Origin of the sequence: Pseudomonas mangiferae (assembly GCF_007109405.1) — a bacterium.
Taxonomy (GTDB): Bacteria; Pseudomonadota; Gammaproteobacteria; order Pseudomonadales; family Pseudomonadaceae; genus Pseudomonas_T; species Pseudomonas_T mangiferae.
This window is the reverse complement of record NZ_VJOY01000005.1, coordinates 23,415-41,301: the sequence shown is the minus strand read 5'-3', so window position 1 is coordinate 41,301 and position 17,887 is coordinate 23,415. Positions and strand designations below refer to the sequence as shown.

Here is a 17,887-nt window from a genome sequence, read left to right as displayed (position 1 = left end):
TCAGTCCTGACCTGCCGGTGACCCGCCCGGCACGCCGGGCGGCGCCGCCGGAGCGATGCCCGTGGGCGGGGCGCTGAGCCAGCCCTTGATGCGGCGGAACAGCTGCTCCTGCTCGATATCCCGGTTGCCCGGCAGGGCCTTCAGGGCGATCTGCTCGTAGGCCGGGTGCTTGGCGCGCTTGCTCGCTTGCAAGCGCTTGAGGGCAGCCTCGCGCTCCGTGGCCAGGTCCTTGTAGAAGTAGTCGCCGGTGGGCACGCCCAGGCCCGGGACCAGGTCTTCCAGGGGCGGCACGTAGCCGTCTGGCACCGCGGCGGACACCATCAGCAGGTTGCCCAGCTCCGGGGACTTGTGGGCGGCCAGGTAGTGGGCCGCCCACCAGGCACCGCTGCCATGGCCCAGCAGGACGATGCGCTTGGCCTGCCGCGCCTTGGCGAAGCCGAGGGCAGCATCCAGGCGGGCCAGCACCCGTTGCTCGCGGATCGTGCGCAGGGTTTCCGGGTCCGGGGGCGCTTCGGCCGGCGCCGTGGCCGGGGGAGTCGCCTCCGTGGCCGCTTCCGCAGGTGTGCCCTCGGCCTTTTCCTCGGGCTTGGCGTCGCCGGCTGGCGCGTCCGCCGCGGCGGCCGGCGCCACTTCCGCCGGGCGCGGCGGAACGGTGTCCTGGGGGTCCGGCAGGGTCACGCTGAGGGTGCTCCAGCCGGCGTCGGGCAGCTTGGTGCGCAGGGGCGCGATGACCACCGGCCAGTCGGCGCTCTCGCCGTCGCCGGGGACGAGGATCACCAGGCCGCTGGGGTCGCCGACGTTGGCCGCCTGCCAGAGGGCGAGGAAGCTCTCGTCGCCGGCCTTGAGGGTCTGCTGGACGGGAAGCGGCAGCTGCCGTTCCAGGCTGCTGGCGTCCTCGACGCTGCGCTCCTCCAGGGGCGCGCGCACCGGCGGCGGCGCGCTGTCGGTGGCCGGGGGCGCAGCGGCATCGGCGGGCGGCGCGGGGTCGTCGCCCTGGGCGGCGCAGGCGATCAGCAGGCTGGCGCCGACGCAGGCGAGGCGCAGGCGCAGGCGCGACAGGGCGGGACGGGTCATCGGCACGCTCCGGAAGGTCGGGGATACCCGCAGCCTAATCGCTCGCCCGGGGTTTGTCAGGCCGTGCCGGGCCGTGCCGCTTGGAGTATGGTAGGCCGGTCTTCGCCGGGGCAATCCCAGCCACTGGATGAGCTGTCGCCCATGAATCGCCCGTTGCTCGTGATCGTTACCCTGCTGCTGTGGCTGGCCGGTGCCGCCGTGGCCGCGCCGGCCCCGGATACCGGCCAGCGGGCCTGGCTGGCGGAGCACCCGCAGTTGCGGGTCGGGGTGGTGCTGCAGGCGCCCTATGCCCAGTACGACCAGCGCCTGCAGCAGCTGTCCGGGGTGAACGTCGAGCTGATGACCTGGGTCGGCCGCAGCCTGGGGGTGGAGCTGCTCTGGCAGCACTACGCCGATGTGCCCGACCTGGAACGCGCCGTGCGCGCCGGCCAGGTGGACCTGGCCCCGGGCCTCGCCCAGACCCCCGCCGGGCTGCGCCTGTGGTTGTTCTCCGACCCCTACATGCGGGTCGCCCACTTGGTGGTGGGCGAGCGCAACGGTGCCGGCGCGGTGGACCTGGACAACCTCGGCGCCCGCGACCCCTTGGCGCTGCGGGTGCCCAGCGCCGCCGCCGACTACCTGCGCGGCACCTACAGCAACCTCAACCTGCAGCCCGCCGCCAGCGATCGCCAGGCGTTGCAGCGCCTGCTGACCCAACGGGCGCGCTACGCGGTGATCGACGAGGCGCAGCTGACCCGGCTGTCCCTCGACCCGCAGTTCGCCGACCTCGCCGTGGTGGGCGACGTGGGCCTGCCGACCCTGCTGCGCATCGGCACCCGCAGCGACTGGCCGCAGTTGGCGGAGCTGGTGGACGGCGCCCTGCGCAGCCTGCCGCCCAAGGACCTGGAGCAGTTGCAGGCGCGCTGGCTGAAGCCCAAGTACCCGCGCCTCGGCGAGTCCACCGGGTTCTGGCAGAACCTCTGCCTGCTGCTGGGGGTGCTGCTGGCGGTGGCCCTGGTGCTGGGCTTCTCCCTGCGCCGGCAGCGCCACGCCCTGGAGCAGCAGCTGTTGGCGGCGCGCCAGGACCTGGCTCGTCGCGAGGCGGCCGAGGAGGCGCTGCAGCTCACCCAGTCGTCCCTCGACCACGGCCCGGTGGGCATCCTCTGGGTCAACTGGGACAGCCACATCCGCTACGCCAACCGCGCCGCCGAGCAGATGCTCGGGCTGGGCATGGGCGAGCTGGTGGACCGGCCCCTGGTGGAATTCGAGCCGGGCCTGCACATGGACCGCTGGCTGACCCTCTGGCGCCGCGCGCGCAACCAGGAGGAGGGCCCGCTGAACGTGGAGACCGAGGTGCGCCGGGCCGACGGCGGCAGCCTGCCGGTGGACGTATCCCTGAGCTTCCTGCGCTTTCGCAAGGCGGAGTACCTGGTGGTGTTCCTCACCGATGTCACCGAGCGGCGCCGGGCCCGGGCCGAGCTGGGGGAGCGGGAAGCGCGCCTGCAGGGGATCGCCGCCAACGTGCCGGGCCTGGTGTTCCGCCTGGAGCGCCCGCACCCGGGCGCGCCGCCGGACTTCGCCTACATCAGCGAGGGCAGCGAGAGCCTGGTGGGCTACCCGCCGGCGACCGTGATGGCCGCCGACTTCGGCATCCGCAGCCTGGTCCACCCGGATGACCGCGAGTCCTACCACGCCAGCCAGGACGCCGCCCTCGCCGCCGACCGCGACTGGCACTGGCAGGGCCGTATCCTCACCCGCGACGGCCGTCAGCGCTGGGCCGACATTCGCGCCTCGGCGCGGCGCCTGGACGATGGCGTGGTGGCGTGGGACGGCATCGTCTGGGACATGAGCGAGAACAAGCAGATCGAGCTGGCCCTGGCGGATTCCCGCGCCCAGCTGCGGGAGCTGTCGGCCCACCTGGAGAGCGTGCGCGAGGAAGAAAAGGCGCGCATCGCCCGGGAGGTGCACGACGAACTGGGCCAGGTGCTCACCGTGCTGAAGCTGGAGACGTCCATGTGCGAGCTGGCCTTCGCCGAGCTCGATCCGGGCCTGCGCGAGCGCCTGGGCAGCATGAAGCGGCTGATCGCCCAGCTCTTCCAGCTGGTGCGCGACGTGGCCAGCGCGCTGCGTCCGCCGATCCTCGACGCCGGCCTGGCGTCGGCCATCGAGTGGCAGGCGCGACGATTTGAAGCACGCACCGGCATACCCTGCCTGGTGGAAGTCCCCGAGCAAGTCCCGGTACTCTCCGACGCCAAGGCCATCGGCCTGTTCCGGGTGCTGCAGGAGGCGCTGACCAACGTCATGCGCCACGCCGAGGCCCACAGCGTGCAGGTGGGGCTGGCCCTGGAGCAGGGCGAGCTGTGCCTGAGCATCGGCGACGACGGCCGTGGCTTCGACGAGCGCATCTGCCGCCGTGGCCAGTCGTTCGGCCTGGTGGGCATGCAGGAGCGGGTGCTGGCCCTGGGCGGCCGGCTGACCCTCGACAGCCAGCCCGGTGAAGGCACGCTGCTCAGCGTGCGGGTGCCGCTGATGAACCGGGCGACGCTGCCCGAACCAGGACCCGCCACCGGGGCGGGCGCCATTGCAGAAGGGGAGGGGGCGCGATGATCCGGGTCCTGGTGGCGGAAGACCACACCATCGTCCGCGAAGGTATCAAGCAACTGATCGGGCTGGCCCGCGATCTCCAGGTGGTGGGCGAGGCCAGCCACGGCGAAGGCCTGCTGGAGGCCCTGCGGCACACGCCCTGCGAGGTGGTCCTGCTGGATATCTCCATGCCCGGCATGAACGGCCTGGAGGCGATCCCGCGGATTCGCGCCCTGGCCGACGCGCCGGCGATCCTAGTGCTGTCCATGCACGACGAGGCGCAGATGGCCGCCCGCGCCCTGAAGAGCGGCGCCGCCGGCTACGCCACCAAGGACAGCGACCCGTCGCTGCTGCTCACGGCGATCCGCAAGGTGGCCGCCGGCGGGCGCTACATCGACCCGGAGCTGGCCGACCGGATGGTCTTCGAGGTGGGCCTGACCGATGCGCGGCCGCCCCACGCGCTGCTCTCGGAGCGGGAGTTCTCGGTGTTCGAGCGCCTGGTGCAGGGGGAAGGTGTCAACGAGATCGCCCAGCACCTGGCGGTGAGCGGCAAGACCGTCAGCACCCACAAGGCGCGGCTGATGCAGAAGCTGGGCGCCGGCTCGGTGGCCGACCTGGTGCGCTACGCCATGGCCCACCGGCTGGTGCCGCCCCCGCGGGGCTAGCGTCATTTTTACGCCAATTTGCCGGCGACGGACTTGTGGCGCACAGAAGAACGGCCGAGTATGTCGGGCCCGCGCCATGGCGGGGGCCTTCGGAGGTCTGGGGCGCCTGTTCCAGGCCATTGAGCCGGGGCGACGATTGCCCAAGGGAGGGGATAACAAGAATGTGCAAGCTGTTGAAAGGTGGTGTGGCGGTGGCGATGCTGGGCGGCGCGCTGCCGGCCTGGGCGGACTACGTCACGGTGGTGTCGTTCGGCGGAGCCAACAAGGACGCGCAACTGGCGGCGTTCTACAAGCCGTTCAAGGCCGCGACCGGCACCGCGGTGGTCCGCAGTTCCTACAACGGGGACCTGGCCAAGCTGAAGCAGATGGTGGAAATCAGCCACGTGTCCTGGGACGTGGTGGAGGTGGAGTCGCCGGAACTGGCCCGGGGCTGCGCCGAAGGGATGTTCGAGAAGCTCGACGTCAGCACCCTGGGCGATCCGGCGGACTTCGTGCCGGGGGCCATCCAGCCCTGCGGCGTCGGCATCTTCGTCTGGTCGACGGTGCTGGCCTACGACGCCAACACGCTCAAGGGCACCCCCAGCGGCTGGACGGATTTCTGGGACCTGAAGAAATTCCCCGGCAAGCGCGGCCTGCGCCACGGCGCCAAGTACACCCTGGAATTCGCGCTGATGGCCGACGGCGTCGCGCCCAAGGACGTCTACCAGGTGCTGTCGAGCCCCGCCGGGGTCGACCGGGCCTTCCACAAGCTGGACGAGATCAAGTCCAGCATCGTCTGGTGGAAGGCCGGTGCCGAGCCGGTGCGCGCCCTGGCCGAGGGCAGCGTGGCCATGAGTTCGGCCTACAACGGCCGCATCGCCGCCGCCCAGGCCGAGCAGCCGGGCCTGCGCCTGAGCTGGCAGGGCAGCATCTACGACTTCGACTACTGGGCGCAGCCCAAGGGCGCCTGGAAGGCCAAGCTGGCCCAGGACTTCGTCACCTTCTCCGTGCAGCCGCCGCAACAGAAGGCCTTCGCCGAGGCCATCGCCTACGGGCCGGTGAACACCAAGGCGGTCGCTCTGCTGGACCCGAAGGTGGTCGCCGGGCTGCCCACCGCGCCGCAGAACATGGCCGGCGCGGTCGGCATGGACGTGGCGTTCTGGGCCACCCACGGCCCCGACCTGGAAAAACGCTTCGACGCCTGGGTCGGTAACTGAGGTCGCTTTCAGGCAGGTCCGGCCGCGCCCGTCCCGGTGCGATCGGACCGCTGCCGGCGCCTGCCGCCGGAGTTGTCCGGATGCGACCGCTTTGTAGGGCGATTCCTACACCGACGTTTCGGTCCGGCTGATAGCAATCTCTCCCGACGCCCGATTTTCCTGCCCGCTGCGCTTCACTAGGCTTGAGTCAACGGCATGGATAACAACAAGGTGTGGTGATGGCCGAGCTGAATGCGACAACCGCGGCGAACGACGTACTGGTCAGCTTTCGCGGCGTGCAGAAGAGCTACGACGGCGAAACGCTGATCGTGAAGGACCTCAACCTGGACATCCGCAAGGGCGAGTTCCTCACCCTGCTGGGGCCGTCCGGCTCGGGCAAGACCACCAGCCTGATGATGCTGGCGGGCTTCGAGACCCCCACCCACGGCGAAATCCTCCTCGCCGGGCGCTCCATCAACAACGTGCCGCCCCACAAGCGCGACATCGGCATGGTGTTCCAGAACTACGCGCTGTTCCCCCACATGACCGTGGCCGAGAACCTGGCCTTCCCGCTGTCGGTGCGCGGCTTCGCCAAGCCGGACGTCGCCGAGCGGGTCAAGCGCGCCCTGTCCATGGTCCAGCTGGAGGCCTTCGCCGGGCGCTACCCCGCGCAGCTCTCCGGCGGCCAGCAGCAGCGCGTGGCGCTGGCCCGGGCGCTGGTGTTCGAGCCGCAGCTGGTGCTGATGGACGAGCCCCTGGGGGCCTTGGACAAGCAACTGCGCGAACACATGCAGATGGAGATCAAGCACATCCACGAGCGCCTCGGCGTCACCGTGGTGTACGTCACCCACGACCAGGGCGAGGCGCTGACCATGTCCGACCGGGTGGCGGTGTTCCACCAGGGCGAGATCCAGCAGATCGCCCCGCCGCGGGAACTCTACGAGTCGCCGCGCAACACCTTCGTCGCCCACTTCATCGGCGAGAACAACCGCCTCTCCGGGCACCTGCTGAGCCGCGACGGCGAGCGCTGCCTGGTGAACCTGCCGCGCGGCGAGCGGGTGGAGGCCCTGGCGGTCAACGTCGGCCAGCCGGGCGAGCCGGTGAGCCTGTCGATCCGCCCCGAGCGGGTCCGCCTGAACGGCGCCAGCGAAAGCTGCCCCAACCGGTTTTCCGGGCGCGTGGCCGAGTTCATCTACCTCGGCGACCACGTACGCATTCGCCTGGAGGTCTGCGGCCAGACCGATTTCTTCGTCAAGCAGCCGATCGCCGAACTCGACCCCGCCCTGACGGTGGGGGACGTGGTGCCGCTCGGCTGGCACGTGGAGCATGTCCGCGCGCTCGATCCGCTCGCCGTGGAATGAGCCCGCGCACCCAACCAACCCGCACAGTGTGGAGATAACAACAATGTCACAGCTCTTCAAACGCAGTGTCCGCCAGCTCGGCGCCCTCGGCCTCGGCCTGGCCTGCATCGCCCCGGCGATGGCGGCCGACCTGACCGTGGTGTCGTTCGGCGGGGCCAACAAGACCGCCCAGGAGAAGGCCTTCTACGGTCCCTGGGAAAAGGCCGGCAAGGGCAAGATCATCGCCGGCGAGTACAACGGCGAGATGGCCAAGGTGAAGGCCATGGTGGACACCAACAGCGTGTCCTGGAACCTGGTGGAAGTGGAGTCGCCGGAACTCTCCCGCGGCTGCGACGAGGACATGTTCGAAGAGCTGGACTACGGCGTGATCGGTGACAAGAACGCCTTCGTGCCAGGGGCCGCGAGCACCTGCGGCATCGGCTTCTTCGTCTGGTCCACCGTGCTGGCCTACAACGCCGACAAGCTCAAGAGCGCGCCCGCCAGCTGGGCGGATTTCTGGGACGTGGAGAAATTCCCGGGCAAGCGCGGCCTGCGCAAGGGTGCCAAGTACACCCTGGAATTCGCCCTGATGGCCGACGGCGTGGCGCCCAAGGACGTGTACAAGGTGCTCGCCGGCAAGGACGGCCAGGACCGCGCGTTCAAGAAGCTCGACCAGCTCAAGCCCTACATCCAGTGGTGGGAAGCCGGCGCCCAGCCGCCGCAGTACCTGGCCTCCGGCGACGTGGTGATGAGCTCCGCCTACAACGGCCGGATCGCCGCCACCCAGAAGGAAGGCAGCAGCCTGAAGGTGGTGTGGAACGGCGGCATCTACGACTTCGACGCCTGGGCCATCCCCAAGGGCGCGAAGAACAAGGACGAGGCCATGAAGTTCATCGCCTACACCCTGCAGCCGGAGCAGCAGAAGGTGTATGCCGAGAACATCGCCTACGGCCCGGCCAACAAGTCCGCGGTGGCCCTGCTGGACGCCAAGGTCGCCGCCGACCTGCCCACTACGCCGGAAAACATCGCCAACCAGGTGGCCATGGACGTGGGCTTCTGGGCCGACTTCGGCGAGGCTCTGGAGCAGCGCTTCAACGCCTGGGCGGCGAAGTGACCCCACGCTGAAGCGGTAGACCCTCACCCTGCCCGGGAGAGGGTTCGGGCGGAGGCGCGAGCCTCCGTCCACGGCCCTCTCGCATGCGCGGGTAGGGGAGACGTTTCCCGTTTTTCCGGAGTTCGCTATGGCCGCAGTGCCCCTGACCGAGGCCGCCGTGTCCCCCACCGAGGCCACCGGTTCCCTGAAGCAGCGCCTGGCGCGCGCCGAGCGGGTGAACCGCCTGAAGTCCCAGGCGTTGATCCTGCCCCTGCTGGTATTCCTCCTGCTGACCTTCCTGGTGCCCATCGGCGCGCTGCTCTACCGCAGCGTGAACAACCCCGAGGTGGTCGGCGCCCTGCCGCGCACCGTGCAAGCTATCGGCGCCTGGGACGGCAAGGCCCTGCCCGGCGAGCCGGTCTACAAGGCCCTGAGCCTCGACCTGGCCGAGGCGCGCCGCAACCAGAGTGTCGGCGACCTCTCGAAACGCCTGAACATGGAGCTGGCCGGTTACCGCAGCCTGCTGGCCAAGACCGCCCGGGCGCTGCCCTTCGCCAGCGAGCCGGCCTCCTACAAGGACGCCTTGGAAGCCCTCGACGAGCGCTGGGGCGACCCCGCCTACTGGCAGGTGATCCGCCGCAACGACAGCGCCCTGACCGGCTACTACCTGCTGGCGGCCCTGGACCACCGCATCGACGACCTGGGCGAACTGGCCCCGGCCACCCCTGACCAGTCGATCTACCTGGACATCTTCGCCCGCACCTTCTGGATGGGCCTGGTGATCACCGCCCTCTGCCTGGCGCTGGCCTACCCTCTGGCGTACCTGCTGGCCAACCTGCCGACGCGCAAGAGCAACCTGCTGATGATCCTGGTGCTGCTGCCGTTCTGGACCTCGATCCTGGTGCGGGTGGCGGCGTGGATCGTGCTGCTGCAGTCCGGCGGGCTGATCAACGGCGCGCTGCTCAAGCTCGGCCTGATCGACCAGCCCCTGGAACTGGTGTTCAACCGCACCGGGGTCTACATCTCCATGGTGCACATCATGCTGCCGTTCATGATCCTGCCGATCTACAGCGTGATGAAGGGCATTTCTCCCAGCTACATGCGCGCGGCGATCTCCCTGGGCTGCCACCCGTTCGCCAGCTTCTGGCGGGTGTACTTCCCGCAGACCGTGGCCGGAGTCGGTGCCGGCTGCCTGCTGGTGTTCATCCTGTCCATCGGCTACTACATCACCCCGGCACTGCTGGGTAGCCCCAACGACCAGATGGTCAGCTACTTCGTCGCCTTCTACACCAACACCACCATCAACTGGGGCATGGCCACCGCCCTGGGCGGACTGCTGCTGGCGGCCACCCTGCTGCTGTACATCGTCTACGGCAAGCTGGTCGGCGCCGGCCGCCTGCGCCTGGGTTGAGGAGAACGAGATGAACCCCTACCTGTCCCCCATCGAACGCGTCTGGTTCTACACCCTGCGCATCCTCTGCGCCCTGGTGCTGCTGTTCCTGGTCCTGCCGGTACTGGTGATCGTGCCGCTGTCGTTCAACTCCGGCACCTTCCTGGTGTACCCGCTGCAGGGTTTCTCCCTGCGCTGGTACCAGGATTTCTTCACCTCCGCGGAATGGGTGCGGGCGCTCACCAACAGCATGATCGTCGCCCCGGTGGCGACGCTGCTGGCGATGGTCTTCGGTACCCTCGCGGCCATCGGCCTGACCCGGGGCGAGTTCCGCGGCAAGGCGCTGGTGATGAGCCTGGTGATCTCGCCCATGGTGGTGCCGGTGGTGATCGTCGGCGTCGCCAGCTACCTGTTCTTCGCCCCCCTGGGCCTGGGCAACAGCTACCTGTCGCTGATCCTGGTGCACGCGGTGCTGGGCGTGCCCTTCGTGATCATCACCGTGTCGGCCACCCTACAGGGCTTCAACTACAACCTGGTGCGCGCCGCCGCCAGCCTCGGTGCGCCGCCCCTCACCGCGTTCTTCCGGGTGACCCTGCCGCTGATCGCCCCCGGGGTGATCTCCGGCGCGCTGTTCGCCTTCGCCACCTCGTTCGACGAAGTGGTGGTGACGCTGTTCCTCGCCGGCCCCGAACAGGCCACCCTGCCGCGGCAGATGTTCAGCGGCATCCGCGAGAACCTCAGCCCCACCATCGCCGCCGCCGCCACCCTGCTGATCGCCTTCTCGGTGGTGCTGCTGCTGGTGCTGGAGTGGTTGCGCGGGCGCAGCGAGAAACTGCGCACCGCCGCGCCTCAATGAAGACCGGCCATGGCATCCCCGGCGGGGCTTTCCCGCCTCGCCGGGCCGCACCGGCGGCCTGAGCGGGGGCGGCGATGGATTTCGACGACCCCAGCTTCGGCGAGCTGCTGGATGCCCTGCACGACGGCGTCTACATCACCGACGCCGCCGGCCGCACCCTGAAGATCAACCGCGCCTACGAGCGCCTCACCGGCCTGCGCAGCGAGGCATTGGTGGGGCGTTCCATGCAGGACCTGGTGCGGGAGGGGGTGATCTCCCAGTCTGCCTCCCTGCGGGTGCTCAAGGAGGGCCGGCCGTTCTCGGTGACCCAGAGCCTGGGCAACGGCAAGCAATTGCTGGTCAGCGCCTCGCCGATCCTCGAGGGCGACGGGCGCGTGCGCTACGTGGTCAGCGCGGTGCGCGACATGACCGAGCTGCTGCGGATGAAGCACGAGCGCGACGCCCTGCAGCAGCTGCGCCAGTTGCGCAGCAGCACCGCGCGGCTCCATGCGCCCCGGGACGGCCTGTTGCAGTCGCCCCTGGTGGCCGGGCAGGAGGTCTCCGGCGCAGTGTTCGCCCTGGCCCGCCAGGTGGCCGCCAGCGACGTCAAGGTGCTGCTGCAGGGCGAGACCGGGGTCGGCAAGACCCTGGTGGCGCAGTTCATCCATCGCGCCAGCCCGCGGGCCGCCGAGCCCTTCCTGTCCCTCAACTGCGGCGCGCTGCCCGAGCACCTGGTGGAGGCCGAGCTGTTCGGCTACGCACCGGGGGCCTTCACCGGCGCCTCGGCCAAGGGCAAGCGCGGCCTGCTGGAGCTGGCCAACCACGGCACGCTGTTCCTCGACGAAGTGGGCGACCTGCCCCTGGCGCTGCAGGTGAAGCTGCTCAAGGTGCTGGAGGAGAACCGCTTCATCCCGGTGGGCGGCCTGGAACTGAAGGAAGTCGACGTGCGCATCGTCACCGCCACCCACCGCGACCTGCGGCAGATGGTGGCGGACGGCAGTTTCCGCGCCGACCTCTACTACCGCCTCAACGTGGTGCCCATCGCCATCCCGCCCCTGCGGGAGCGGCGCCAGGACATCCGCCCGCTGCTGGACTACTACCTGGCCCATTTCAACGCCCGCCACCGGCGCGAGTTGGCGTTGAGCCTGGAGGCGCTGGACCTGCTGCTGGACTACGCCTGGCCCGGCAACATCCGCGAGCTGATCAACGTGGTGGAGCGCCTGGTGGTCACCTGCGGCGGGGCGCGCATCGAAAGCACCGACCTGCCGGAGGAATGCCGCGCCCACCTGGAGGCAGCCGGGGAGGGCGGCGACCTGGACCTGCGGCGATTGGTGGAGCGTACCGAGCGCGAGGCCATCCGCCGCGCCCTGCAGCGCCACAAGACCACCCGGCTGGCGGCCAAGGCCCTGGGCGTGAGCCAGGCGACCGTGGTGCAGAAGATGAAACGCTGGGAGCGCAGCGATTAGATTCCTGATCGCTGTCGCCCGAATCGATCCGCGGATCAATCGCGACCCTTCGGTCGAAACCCTCCCTATCCCATCGACCCCTAGTGCCACGCGGCCTGCGACAAACTGGCACAGCTTTGGCTATGGCTCGGACCCACCTCCATAACAAGATCAGGGTGAGCCCGATGACCGTTTCTGCCTTCAAGATCGCCAACAAGCTGATGACCGGCCGTGCCGCCCTGGACCAGCTGGCCAGCGAGCTGGCGCGCCTCAAGGTCAGCAACCCGCTGATCGTCACCGATGCCGTGCTGGTGCGTTCCGGCACCGTCGACCAGGTGCGGGAGCGCCTCGGCGACCTGCCCCACGGCCTCTTCGACCAGGTGCAGCCGGAGCCGGAGATCGCCATCGTCGAGACCTGCACCCGGGCCTACCGGGAAGGCGGCCACGACGGGCTGATCGGCGTCGGCGGCGGCAGCGCCCTGGATATCGCCAAGAGCGTGGCCGCTTTCGCCGGCTACGACGGCCCGCTGGCCGACCTGTTCGGCGTCGACCAGGTGCCGCGCAAGGGCCCGCCGCTGATCGCCATTCCCACCACCGCCGGCACCGGTTCGGAGGTCACCAACGTGGCGATCCTTTCGGACAAGGCGGCGCAGCTGAAGAAGGGCATCGTCTCCGACTACCTGCTGCCGGACGTGGCCCTGGTGAGCCCGGCCATGACCCTCACCTGCCCCCGCGGGGTGACCGCCGCCAGCGGCGTCGACGCCCTGGTCCACGCGGTGGAGGCCTACCTGTCGCTGCATGCCTCGCCCATCACCGACGCCCTGGCCATCGGCGCCATCCGCCTGATCGCCGGCGCCCTGCCCAAGGCCTACGCCAACCCCAACGACCTGCGTGCCCGGGAAGACATGGCCACCGCCAGCCTGATGGCCGGTATGGCCTTCGGCAACGCCGGCGTCGGCGCGGTGCACGCCCTGGCCTATCCCCTGGGCGGCCGCTTCGGCATCGCTCACGGCGTCAGCAACGCCCTGTTGCTGCCCCATGTGATGGCCTGGAACGCCCTGGCCTGCCCCGAGCGCTTCCGCGACATCGCCGAGGCCATGGGCGAGCCGCTGGCCGGGCTCTCCCTGCACGCCGCGGCGGAGCGCGCGGTGCAGGCCATGGCCGCGCTCTGCGCGCGGGTGGAGATTCCCGCCGGGCTGCGGCACTTCGAGGTGCCGGAGGACGCCCTGCCGGCCATGGCCGAGGAGGCCGCGAAGATCGACCGGCTGATGCGCAACAACCCGCGGGTGCTCAGCGCCCGGGACATCGAGCGGATCTACCGCGCCGCCTACTGAGTGCCCGTCGCGGGCGGGTGCCGGTGCCTGGCGCACGGCCCGCCCGGGCTTCTCCATGCCGTTCAATAATCAATAAGAAAGGTAATCCCCATGGCTGCTTCCCCGACTCCGTCCGAGTCCCCCTACATTCCCCTCGGCCCGTTCAAGCTGCGCCTGCCGTTCCTGCACTACCGCTTCGAGCTGTCGGACTACCTGCAGGGCCTGCTGATGTGTGCCGTCGACCTGGCGGCGATCCCGCTGATGACCGAGGTGCTGGGCATGCCCTTCGAGGCGGCCCTGGCGGTGGTCATGCTCAACGGCCTGCTGTACCTGCTGCACCACCTGCTGGGCGACCCGGTGGTGCCCGGCTGGATCACCCCGGCGGTGCCGCTGCTGATCGCCTTCTGCTCGCAGTTCCCCATGGGGCCGGAGCGGGTGCACGCGCTGATCGCCTTCCAGTTGATGCTCGGGGCGCTGTCGATCTTCCTCGGCGCCACGGGGCTGGCGAGCCGGGTGATCGGCTTCATCCCGGCGGCGATCAAGTCCGGCATCATCATCGGCGCCGGGCTCTCGGCGGTGACCTCGGTGTTCGCCGTGGGCGGCAAGTTCGACGCCTTTCCCTGGACCATCTCGATTGCCATCGGCGTCGCCTTCTACCTGATCTTCTCCCGACACTTCCAGGTGCTGAAGGCGCGCAACGCCTTCTGGTGGAGCTTCGCCAAGCTGGGCATCCTGCCCATCGTCATTCTCGCCGTGGTGATCGCGCCGCTGTTCGGCGAGGCGGCCTGGCCGCAGATCCAGTGGGGCCTGAGCCGGCCGGACTTCGTCACCCTGTGGACCCAGTACACGGTGTTCGGCCTGGGCCTGCCGTCGCTGCAGATGTTCCTCACCACCATCCCCACCGTGCTGGCGGTGTACATCATCGTGTTCGGCGACGTGCTCTCGGCCAAGGCGCTGCTGGACGACGCCGAGCGCAGCCGCCCGGACGAGAAGGTGGACTTCGACGCCAACCGCTCGCACCTGATCTTCGGCGCGCGCAACGCGCTGATGAGCGTGTTCGGCCCCGACGTGGCCATGTGCGGCCCGAAGTGGGCGGCGATGCTGGTGGTGGTCACCGAGCGCTTCAAGGGTGGGCCGAAGGCGATGAAGTCCATCTACGGTGGCGTCGGCTCGTTCCGCTGGGGCACCAACACCGGCCTGCTGCTGTTGCCGGTGGTGACCTTCGTGCAGCCGATCCTCGGGGTCGCCCTGGCCCTGACCCTGCTGATCCAGGGCTACGTCAGCGTGCGTCTCGGGGTGATGGAAGCACGTAGCCAGCGCGACCTGGGCATCGCCGGGGTGATCGCCGCGGTGCTGGCGATCAAGGGCGCCACCTGGGCCTTCGCCATCGGCATCGTGCTGTGCCTGCTGATCTACGGGCGCCGCTTCTTCCAGGGCGAGAACGACGGCACCTTCGCCAAGGACCTGGCGGCGGCCGACCTGGAGCGCGCGCCGCTGCCCGATGCCGATACCGTCGAGCCACCCCGCCGCGTCGGTGTGTCGCAGCGCGCGGCCTGAGGGCGCCAGCGCGTCCCATTCCCATCGGACGGGGCGGACGCGTTTCGCCCTGCCCGCACCTGGCGCGGGCGCGTACAATGCGCGGCATTTCGAACGCCAGAAGGTGCGCCATGCAACCCTATGCCATCGCCCCGTCCATCCTGTCCGCCGATTTCGCCCGCCTGGGGGAAGAGGTGGACAACGTGCTCGCCGCGGGTGCCGACATCGTCCACTTCGATGTGATGGACAACCACTACGTGCCCAACCTGACCATCGGCCCGATGGTCTGCTCGGCGCTGCGCAAGTACGGCATCACCGCGCCCATCGACGTGCACCTGATGGTCAAGCCGGTGGACCGCATCATCGGCGACTTCCTGGACGCCGGGGCCAGCTACATCACCTTCCATCCGGAAGCCTCCGAGCACATCGACCGCTCGCTGCAGCTGATCCGCGCCGGCGGCGCCAAGGCCGGCCTGGTGTTCAACCCGGCGACCCCGCTGGACGTGCTGAAGTACGTGATGGACAAGGTGGACATGGTCCTGCTGATGAGCGTCAACCCCGGCTTCGGCGGCCAGGCGTTCATTCCCGGCACCCTCGCCAAGCTGCGCGAGGCGCGGGCGCTGATCGACGCCTCCGGGCGCGACATCCGCCTGGAGATCGACGGCGGGGTCAACGTGAAGAACATCCGCGAGATCGCCGAGGCGGGCGCCGACACCTTCGTCGCCGGCTCGGCCATCTTCAACGCGCCGGACTACCGCGGGGCACTGGACGCCATGCGCCAGGCCCTGGCGTCGGCGCGTCCATGAACGGCTTCGAGCAGCTGTTTCCCGGGCGCCTGCCGCGCCTGGTGATGTTCGACCTGGACGGCACCCTGGTGGATTCGGTGCCGGACCTCGCCGCCGCCATCGACCACATGCTGGTGACCCTGGGGCGGCCGCCGGCGGGCATCGAGCGGGTCCGCGACTGGATCGGCAACGGCGCGCCGGTACTGGTGCGCCGGGCCCTGGCCAACAGCTTCGAGCACAGTGCGGTGGACGATGCCGAGGCAGAAGCGGCGCTGGAGATCTTCATGGACGCCTATGCCGACCACCATGCCGGCACCCAGGTCTACCCCGGGGTGCACGCCACCCTGCGCTGGCTGAAGCGCCAGAAGGTGGAGATGGCGCTGATCACCAACAAGCCGGAGCGCTTCGTCGCGCCGCTGCTGGACGAGATGAAACTGGGCCGCTACTTCCGCTGGATCATCGGCGGCGACACCCTGCCGCAGAAGAAGCCCGACCCGGCGGCGCTGCTGTTCGTCATGCGCATGGCCGGCATCGAGGCGGCGGACGCCCTGTTCGTCGGCGACTCGCGCAACGACGTGCTGGCGGCCAGCGCCGCCGGCGTGCTCTGCGTGGGGCTGCAGTACGGCTACAACCATGGCCGGCCCATCGGCGAGGAAAACCCCGCCCTGGTGGTGGACGACCTGCGCCAGCTGCTGCCCGGTTGCGCCACCGGGGACGCTGCGCTAACGTGGCCGGACTTTCCCGACGACACCCCGCACAGAGATCGCATCGTGGTGGTCAATTGCAAACGCTGGTTCACCGCAGCCGGAACCAAGGTCATCAAAGCCATGGCGCGTTGGCGCTGGCGCGCCTGACCGATCTCCGGCCGCGCCGCGGCCCCGTTTGCCCCCGACCCGATTCCCGCCCTTGCCACGAGGCTGATCATGACCCGCGACGAGTTCCTGCGCCTGGCCGCTGAAGGCTACAACCGCATCCCGCTGTCCTTCGAAACCCTGGCCGACTTCGACACCCCGCTGTCCCTCTACCTGAAACTGGCCGACGCGCCCAATACCTACCTGCTGGAATCGGTGCAGGGCGGCGAGAAGTGGGGGCGCTACTCCATCATCGGCCTGCCGTGCCGCACCGTGCTGCGGGTCCATGGCCACGACGTGCAGGTGCTCACCGATGGCGTCGAGGTGGAGCGGCAGACCTGCGAGGACCCGCTGGCCTTCGTCGAGGCCTTCAAGGCGCGCTTCCGGGTGCCGACCCTGGCCGGCCTGCCGCGGTTCGACGGCGGCCTGGTGGGCTACTTCGGCTACGACTGCGTGCGCTACGTGGAGAAACGCCTGGGCCCATGCCCCAACCCGGACCCCCTGGGCACCCCGGACATCCTGCTGATGGTGTCCGACGCCGTGGTGGTGTTCGACAACCTGGCCGGCAAGCTCCACGCCATCGTTCTCGCCGACCCTGCCGACGCGGACGCCTACGAGCAGGGCCAGGCGCGCCTGGCGGGCCTGCTGGACCAGCTGCGCCAGCCCATCGTGCCGCGCCGCGGCCTCGACCTGGGCGCCGCCGCACCGGCCGAGCCCACGTTCCGCTCCAGCTTCAGCCACGGCGACTACGAGCGCGCGGTAGACACCATCAAGGAATTCATTCTCGCCGGCGACTGCATGCAGGTGGTGCCGTCCCAGCGCATGAGCATCGACTTCAGCGTGGCGCCCATCGACCTCTATCGCGGCCTGCGCACCCAGAACCCGACGCCCTACATGTACTTCTTCAACTTCGGCGACTTCCACGTGGTGGGCAGTTCGCCGGAGGTGCTGGTGCGGGTCGAGGACAACCTGGTCACCGTGCGCCCCATCGCCGGCACCCGTCCCCGGGGCGTCACCGAGGAGGCCGACCTGGCCCTGGAGCAGGAACTGCTGGCGGACGCCAAGGAAATCGCCGAGCACCTGATGCTCATCGACCTGGGGCGCAACGACGTCGGTCGGGTCAGCGCCACCGGCTCGGTGCGCCTCACCGAGAAGATGGTGATCGAGCGCTACTCCAACGTGATGCACATCGTTTCCAACGTCACCGGGCTGCTGCGCGAAGGGCTCACCGCCATGGACGCGCTGCGGGCGATCCTGCCGGCCGGAACCCTGTCGGGGGCGCCGAAGATCCGCGCCATGGAGATCATCGACCAGCTGGAGCCGGTCAAGCGCGGCATCTACGGCGGCGCGGTGGGTTACCTGGCGTGGAACGGCAACATGGACACCGCCATCGCCATCCGCACCGCGGTGATCAAGGACGGCGAGCTGCACATCCAGGCGGGCGGCGGCATCGTCGCCGACTCCGTGCCGGCCCTGGAATGGGAAGAAACCCTCAACAAGCGCCGGGCGATGTTCCGCGCGGTGGCCCTGGCCGAGCAGTCGCCACGGGCGTGACGCGAGCGGCACTTCGGAGCGAGAAGGGGACTCCAAGCGGAGTCCCCTTCTCGTTTGGAGCGACCGCCATGCCCAACACCGGAACCCCACCGCTGCCGGACACCCCCGACAACTGGCCGGTGCCGCCGCCCCCGCGCCAGGAGCCCGACCAGCCCGAACCCCGCCCCGGGCCCAACCCCGGTCCGGAGACGCCGGACGACGGTGTCCCCGACGTGGACGGCCCGGCCGACCTGCCGCCGAATCCGCCGCGGGTCGCGTGAGGCCGGCGC

General features: G+C 69.8%; 15 protein-coding genes. 14 read left to right on the top strand and 1 reads right to left on the bottom strand.

Features of this window, described 5'->3' with window-relative positions; genetic code table 11:
• Positions 1 to 1,074, bottom strand: a complete 1,074-nt coding sequence (locus FM069_RS08175) for an alpha/beta hydrolase family protein (RefSeq protein ID WP_178106691.1) — start codon at positions 1,072 to 1,074, stop codon at positions 1 to 3.
• A gap of 141 nt (positions 1,075 to 1,215) precedes the next feature.
• On the opposite strand from FM069_RS08175, the gene FM069_RS08170 reads away from it, so the two are divergent.
• The 14 genes from FM069_RS08170 to FM069_RS08105 all read left to right on the top strand — a co-directional run bounded on the left by FM069_RS08170 (position 1,216) and on the right by FM069_RS08105 (position 17,878).
• Positions 1,216 to 3,660: a PAS domain-containing sensor histidine kinase gene (locus tag FM069_RS08170; RefSeq protein WP_143487809.1), complete on the top strand. Its 2,445-nt coding sequence runs from the start codon at positions 1,216 to 1,218 to the stop codon at positions 3,658 to 3,660.
• Positions 3,657 to 4,301, top strand: coding sequence for a response regulator (locus FM069_RS08165; RefSeq protein WP_143487808.1), 645 nt, complete (start codon positions 3,657 to 3,659; stop codon positions 4,299 to 4,301). The genes FM069_RS08170 and FM069_RS08165 overlap by 4 nt, the downstream gene beginning before the upstream one ends.
• A gap of 161 nt (positions 4,302 to 4,462) precedes the next feature.
• A complete protein-coding gene (locus FM069_RS08160; protein ID WP_143487807.1) occupies positions 4,463 to 5,497 on the top strand; it encodes an ABC transporter substrate-binding protein in 1,035 nt (344 codons plus the stop codon).
• Between the two features lie 218 nt (positions 5,498 to 5,715).
• Positions 5,716 to 6,837: an ABC transporter ATP-binding protein gene (locus FM069_RS08155; RefSeq protein ID WP_143487806.1), complete on the top strand. Its 1,122-nt coding sequence runs from the start codon at positions 5,716 to 5,718 to the stop codon at positions 6,835 to 6,837.
• A gap of 43 nt (positions 6,838 to 6,880) precedes the next feature.
• Positions 6,881 to 7,930: an ABC transporter substrate-binding protein gene (locus FM069_RS08150; protein WP_143487805.1), complete on the top strand. Its 1,050-nt coding sequence runs from the start codon at positions 6,881 to 6,883 to the stop codon at positions 7,928 to 7,930.
• 127 nt (positions 7,931 to 8,057) lie between these two features.
• Positions 8,058 to 9,320: an ABC transporter permease gene (locus tag FM069_RS08145; protein ID WP_143487804.1), complete on the top strand. Its 1,263-nt coding sequence runs from the start codon at positions 8,058 to 8,060 to the stop codon at positions 9,318 to 9,320.
• A 10-nt stretch (positions 9,321 to 9,330) separates the two neighbouring features.
• Positions 9,331 to 10,155 carry an ABC transporter permease gene (locus FM069_RS08140; RefSeq protein WP_143487803.1) on the top strand — a complete coding sequence of 275 codons (825 nt, stop codon included), beginning with the start codon at positions 9,331 to 9,333 and terminating at the stop codon, positions 10,153 to 10,155.
• A gap of 74 nt (positions 10,156 to 10,229) precedes the next feature.
• On the top strand, positions 10,230 to 11,600 hold the full coding sequence (locus tag FM069_RS08135; protein ID WP_143487802.1) for a sigma-54 interaction domain-containing protein: 1,371 nt from the start codon (positions 10,230 to 10,232) through the stop codon (positions 11,598 to 11,600).
• 164 nt (positions 11,601 to 11,764) lie between these two features.
• Entirely contained in the window at positions 11,765 to 12,913 is a 1,149-nt protein-coding gene (locus tag FM069_RS08130; protein WP_143487801.1) for an iron-containing alcohol dehydrogenase, read from the top strand.
• A 90-nt stretch (positions 12,914 to 13,003) separates the two neighbouring features.
• Positions 13,004 to 14,449: a hypothetical protein gene (locus FM069_RS08125; RefSeq protein ID WP_143487800.1), complete on the top strand. Its 1,446-nt coding sequence runs from the start codon at positions 13,004 to 13,006 to the stop codon at positions 14,447 to 14,449.
• A gap of 110 nt (positions 14,450 to 14,559) precedes the next feature.
• Positions 14,560 to 15,234, top strand: coding sequence for a ribulose-phosphate 3-epimerase (rpe, locus tag FM069_RS08120; protein WP_143487799.1), 675 nt, complete (start codon positions 14,560 to 14,562; stop codon positions 15,232 to 15,234).
• Positions 15,231 to 16,067 (top strand): phosphoglycolate phosphatase, encoded by an 837-nt coding sequence (locus FM069_RS08115; RefSeq protein WP_143487798.1) that lies wholly within the window; start codon positions 15,231 to 15,233, stop codon positions 16,065 to 16,067. The genes rpe and FM069_RS08115 overlap by 4 nt, the downstream gene beginning before the upstream one ends.
• 69 nt (positions 16,068 to 16,136) lie before the next feature.
• Positions 16,137 to 17,618, top strand: a complete 1,482-nt coding sequence (gene trpE / locus FM069_RS08110; protein ID WP_143487797.1) for an anthranilate synthase component I — start codon at positions 16,137 to 16,139, stop codon at positions 17,616 to 17,618.
• A gap of 68 nt (positions 17,619 to 17,686) precedes the next feature.
• Entirely contained in the window at positions 17,687 to 17,878 is a 192-nt protein-coding gene (locus tag FM069_RS08105) for a hypothetical protein (protein WP_143487796.1), read from the top strand.
• Positions 17,879 to 17,887: the final 9 nt, after the last annotated feature.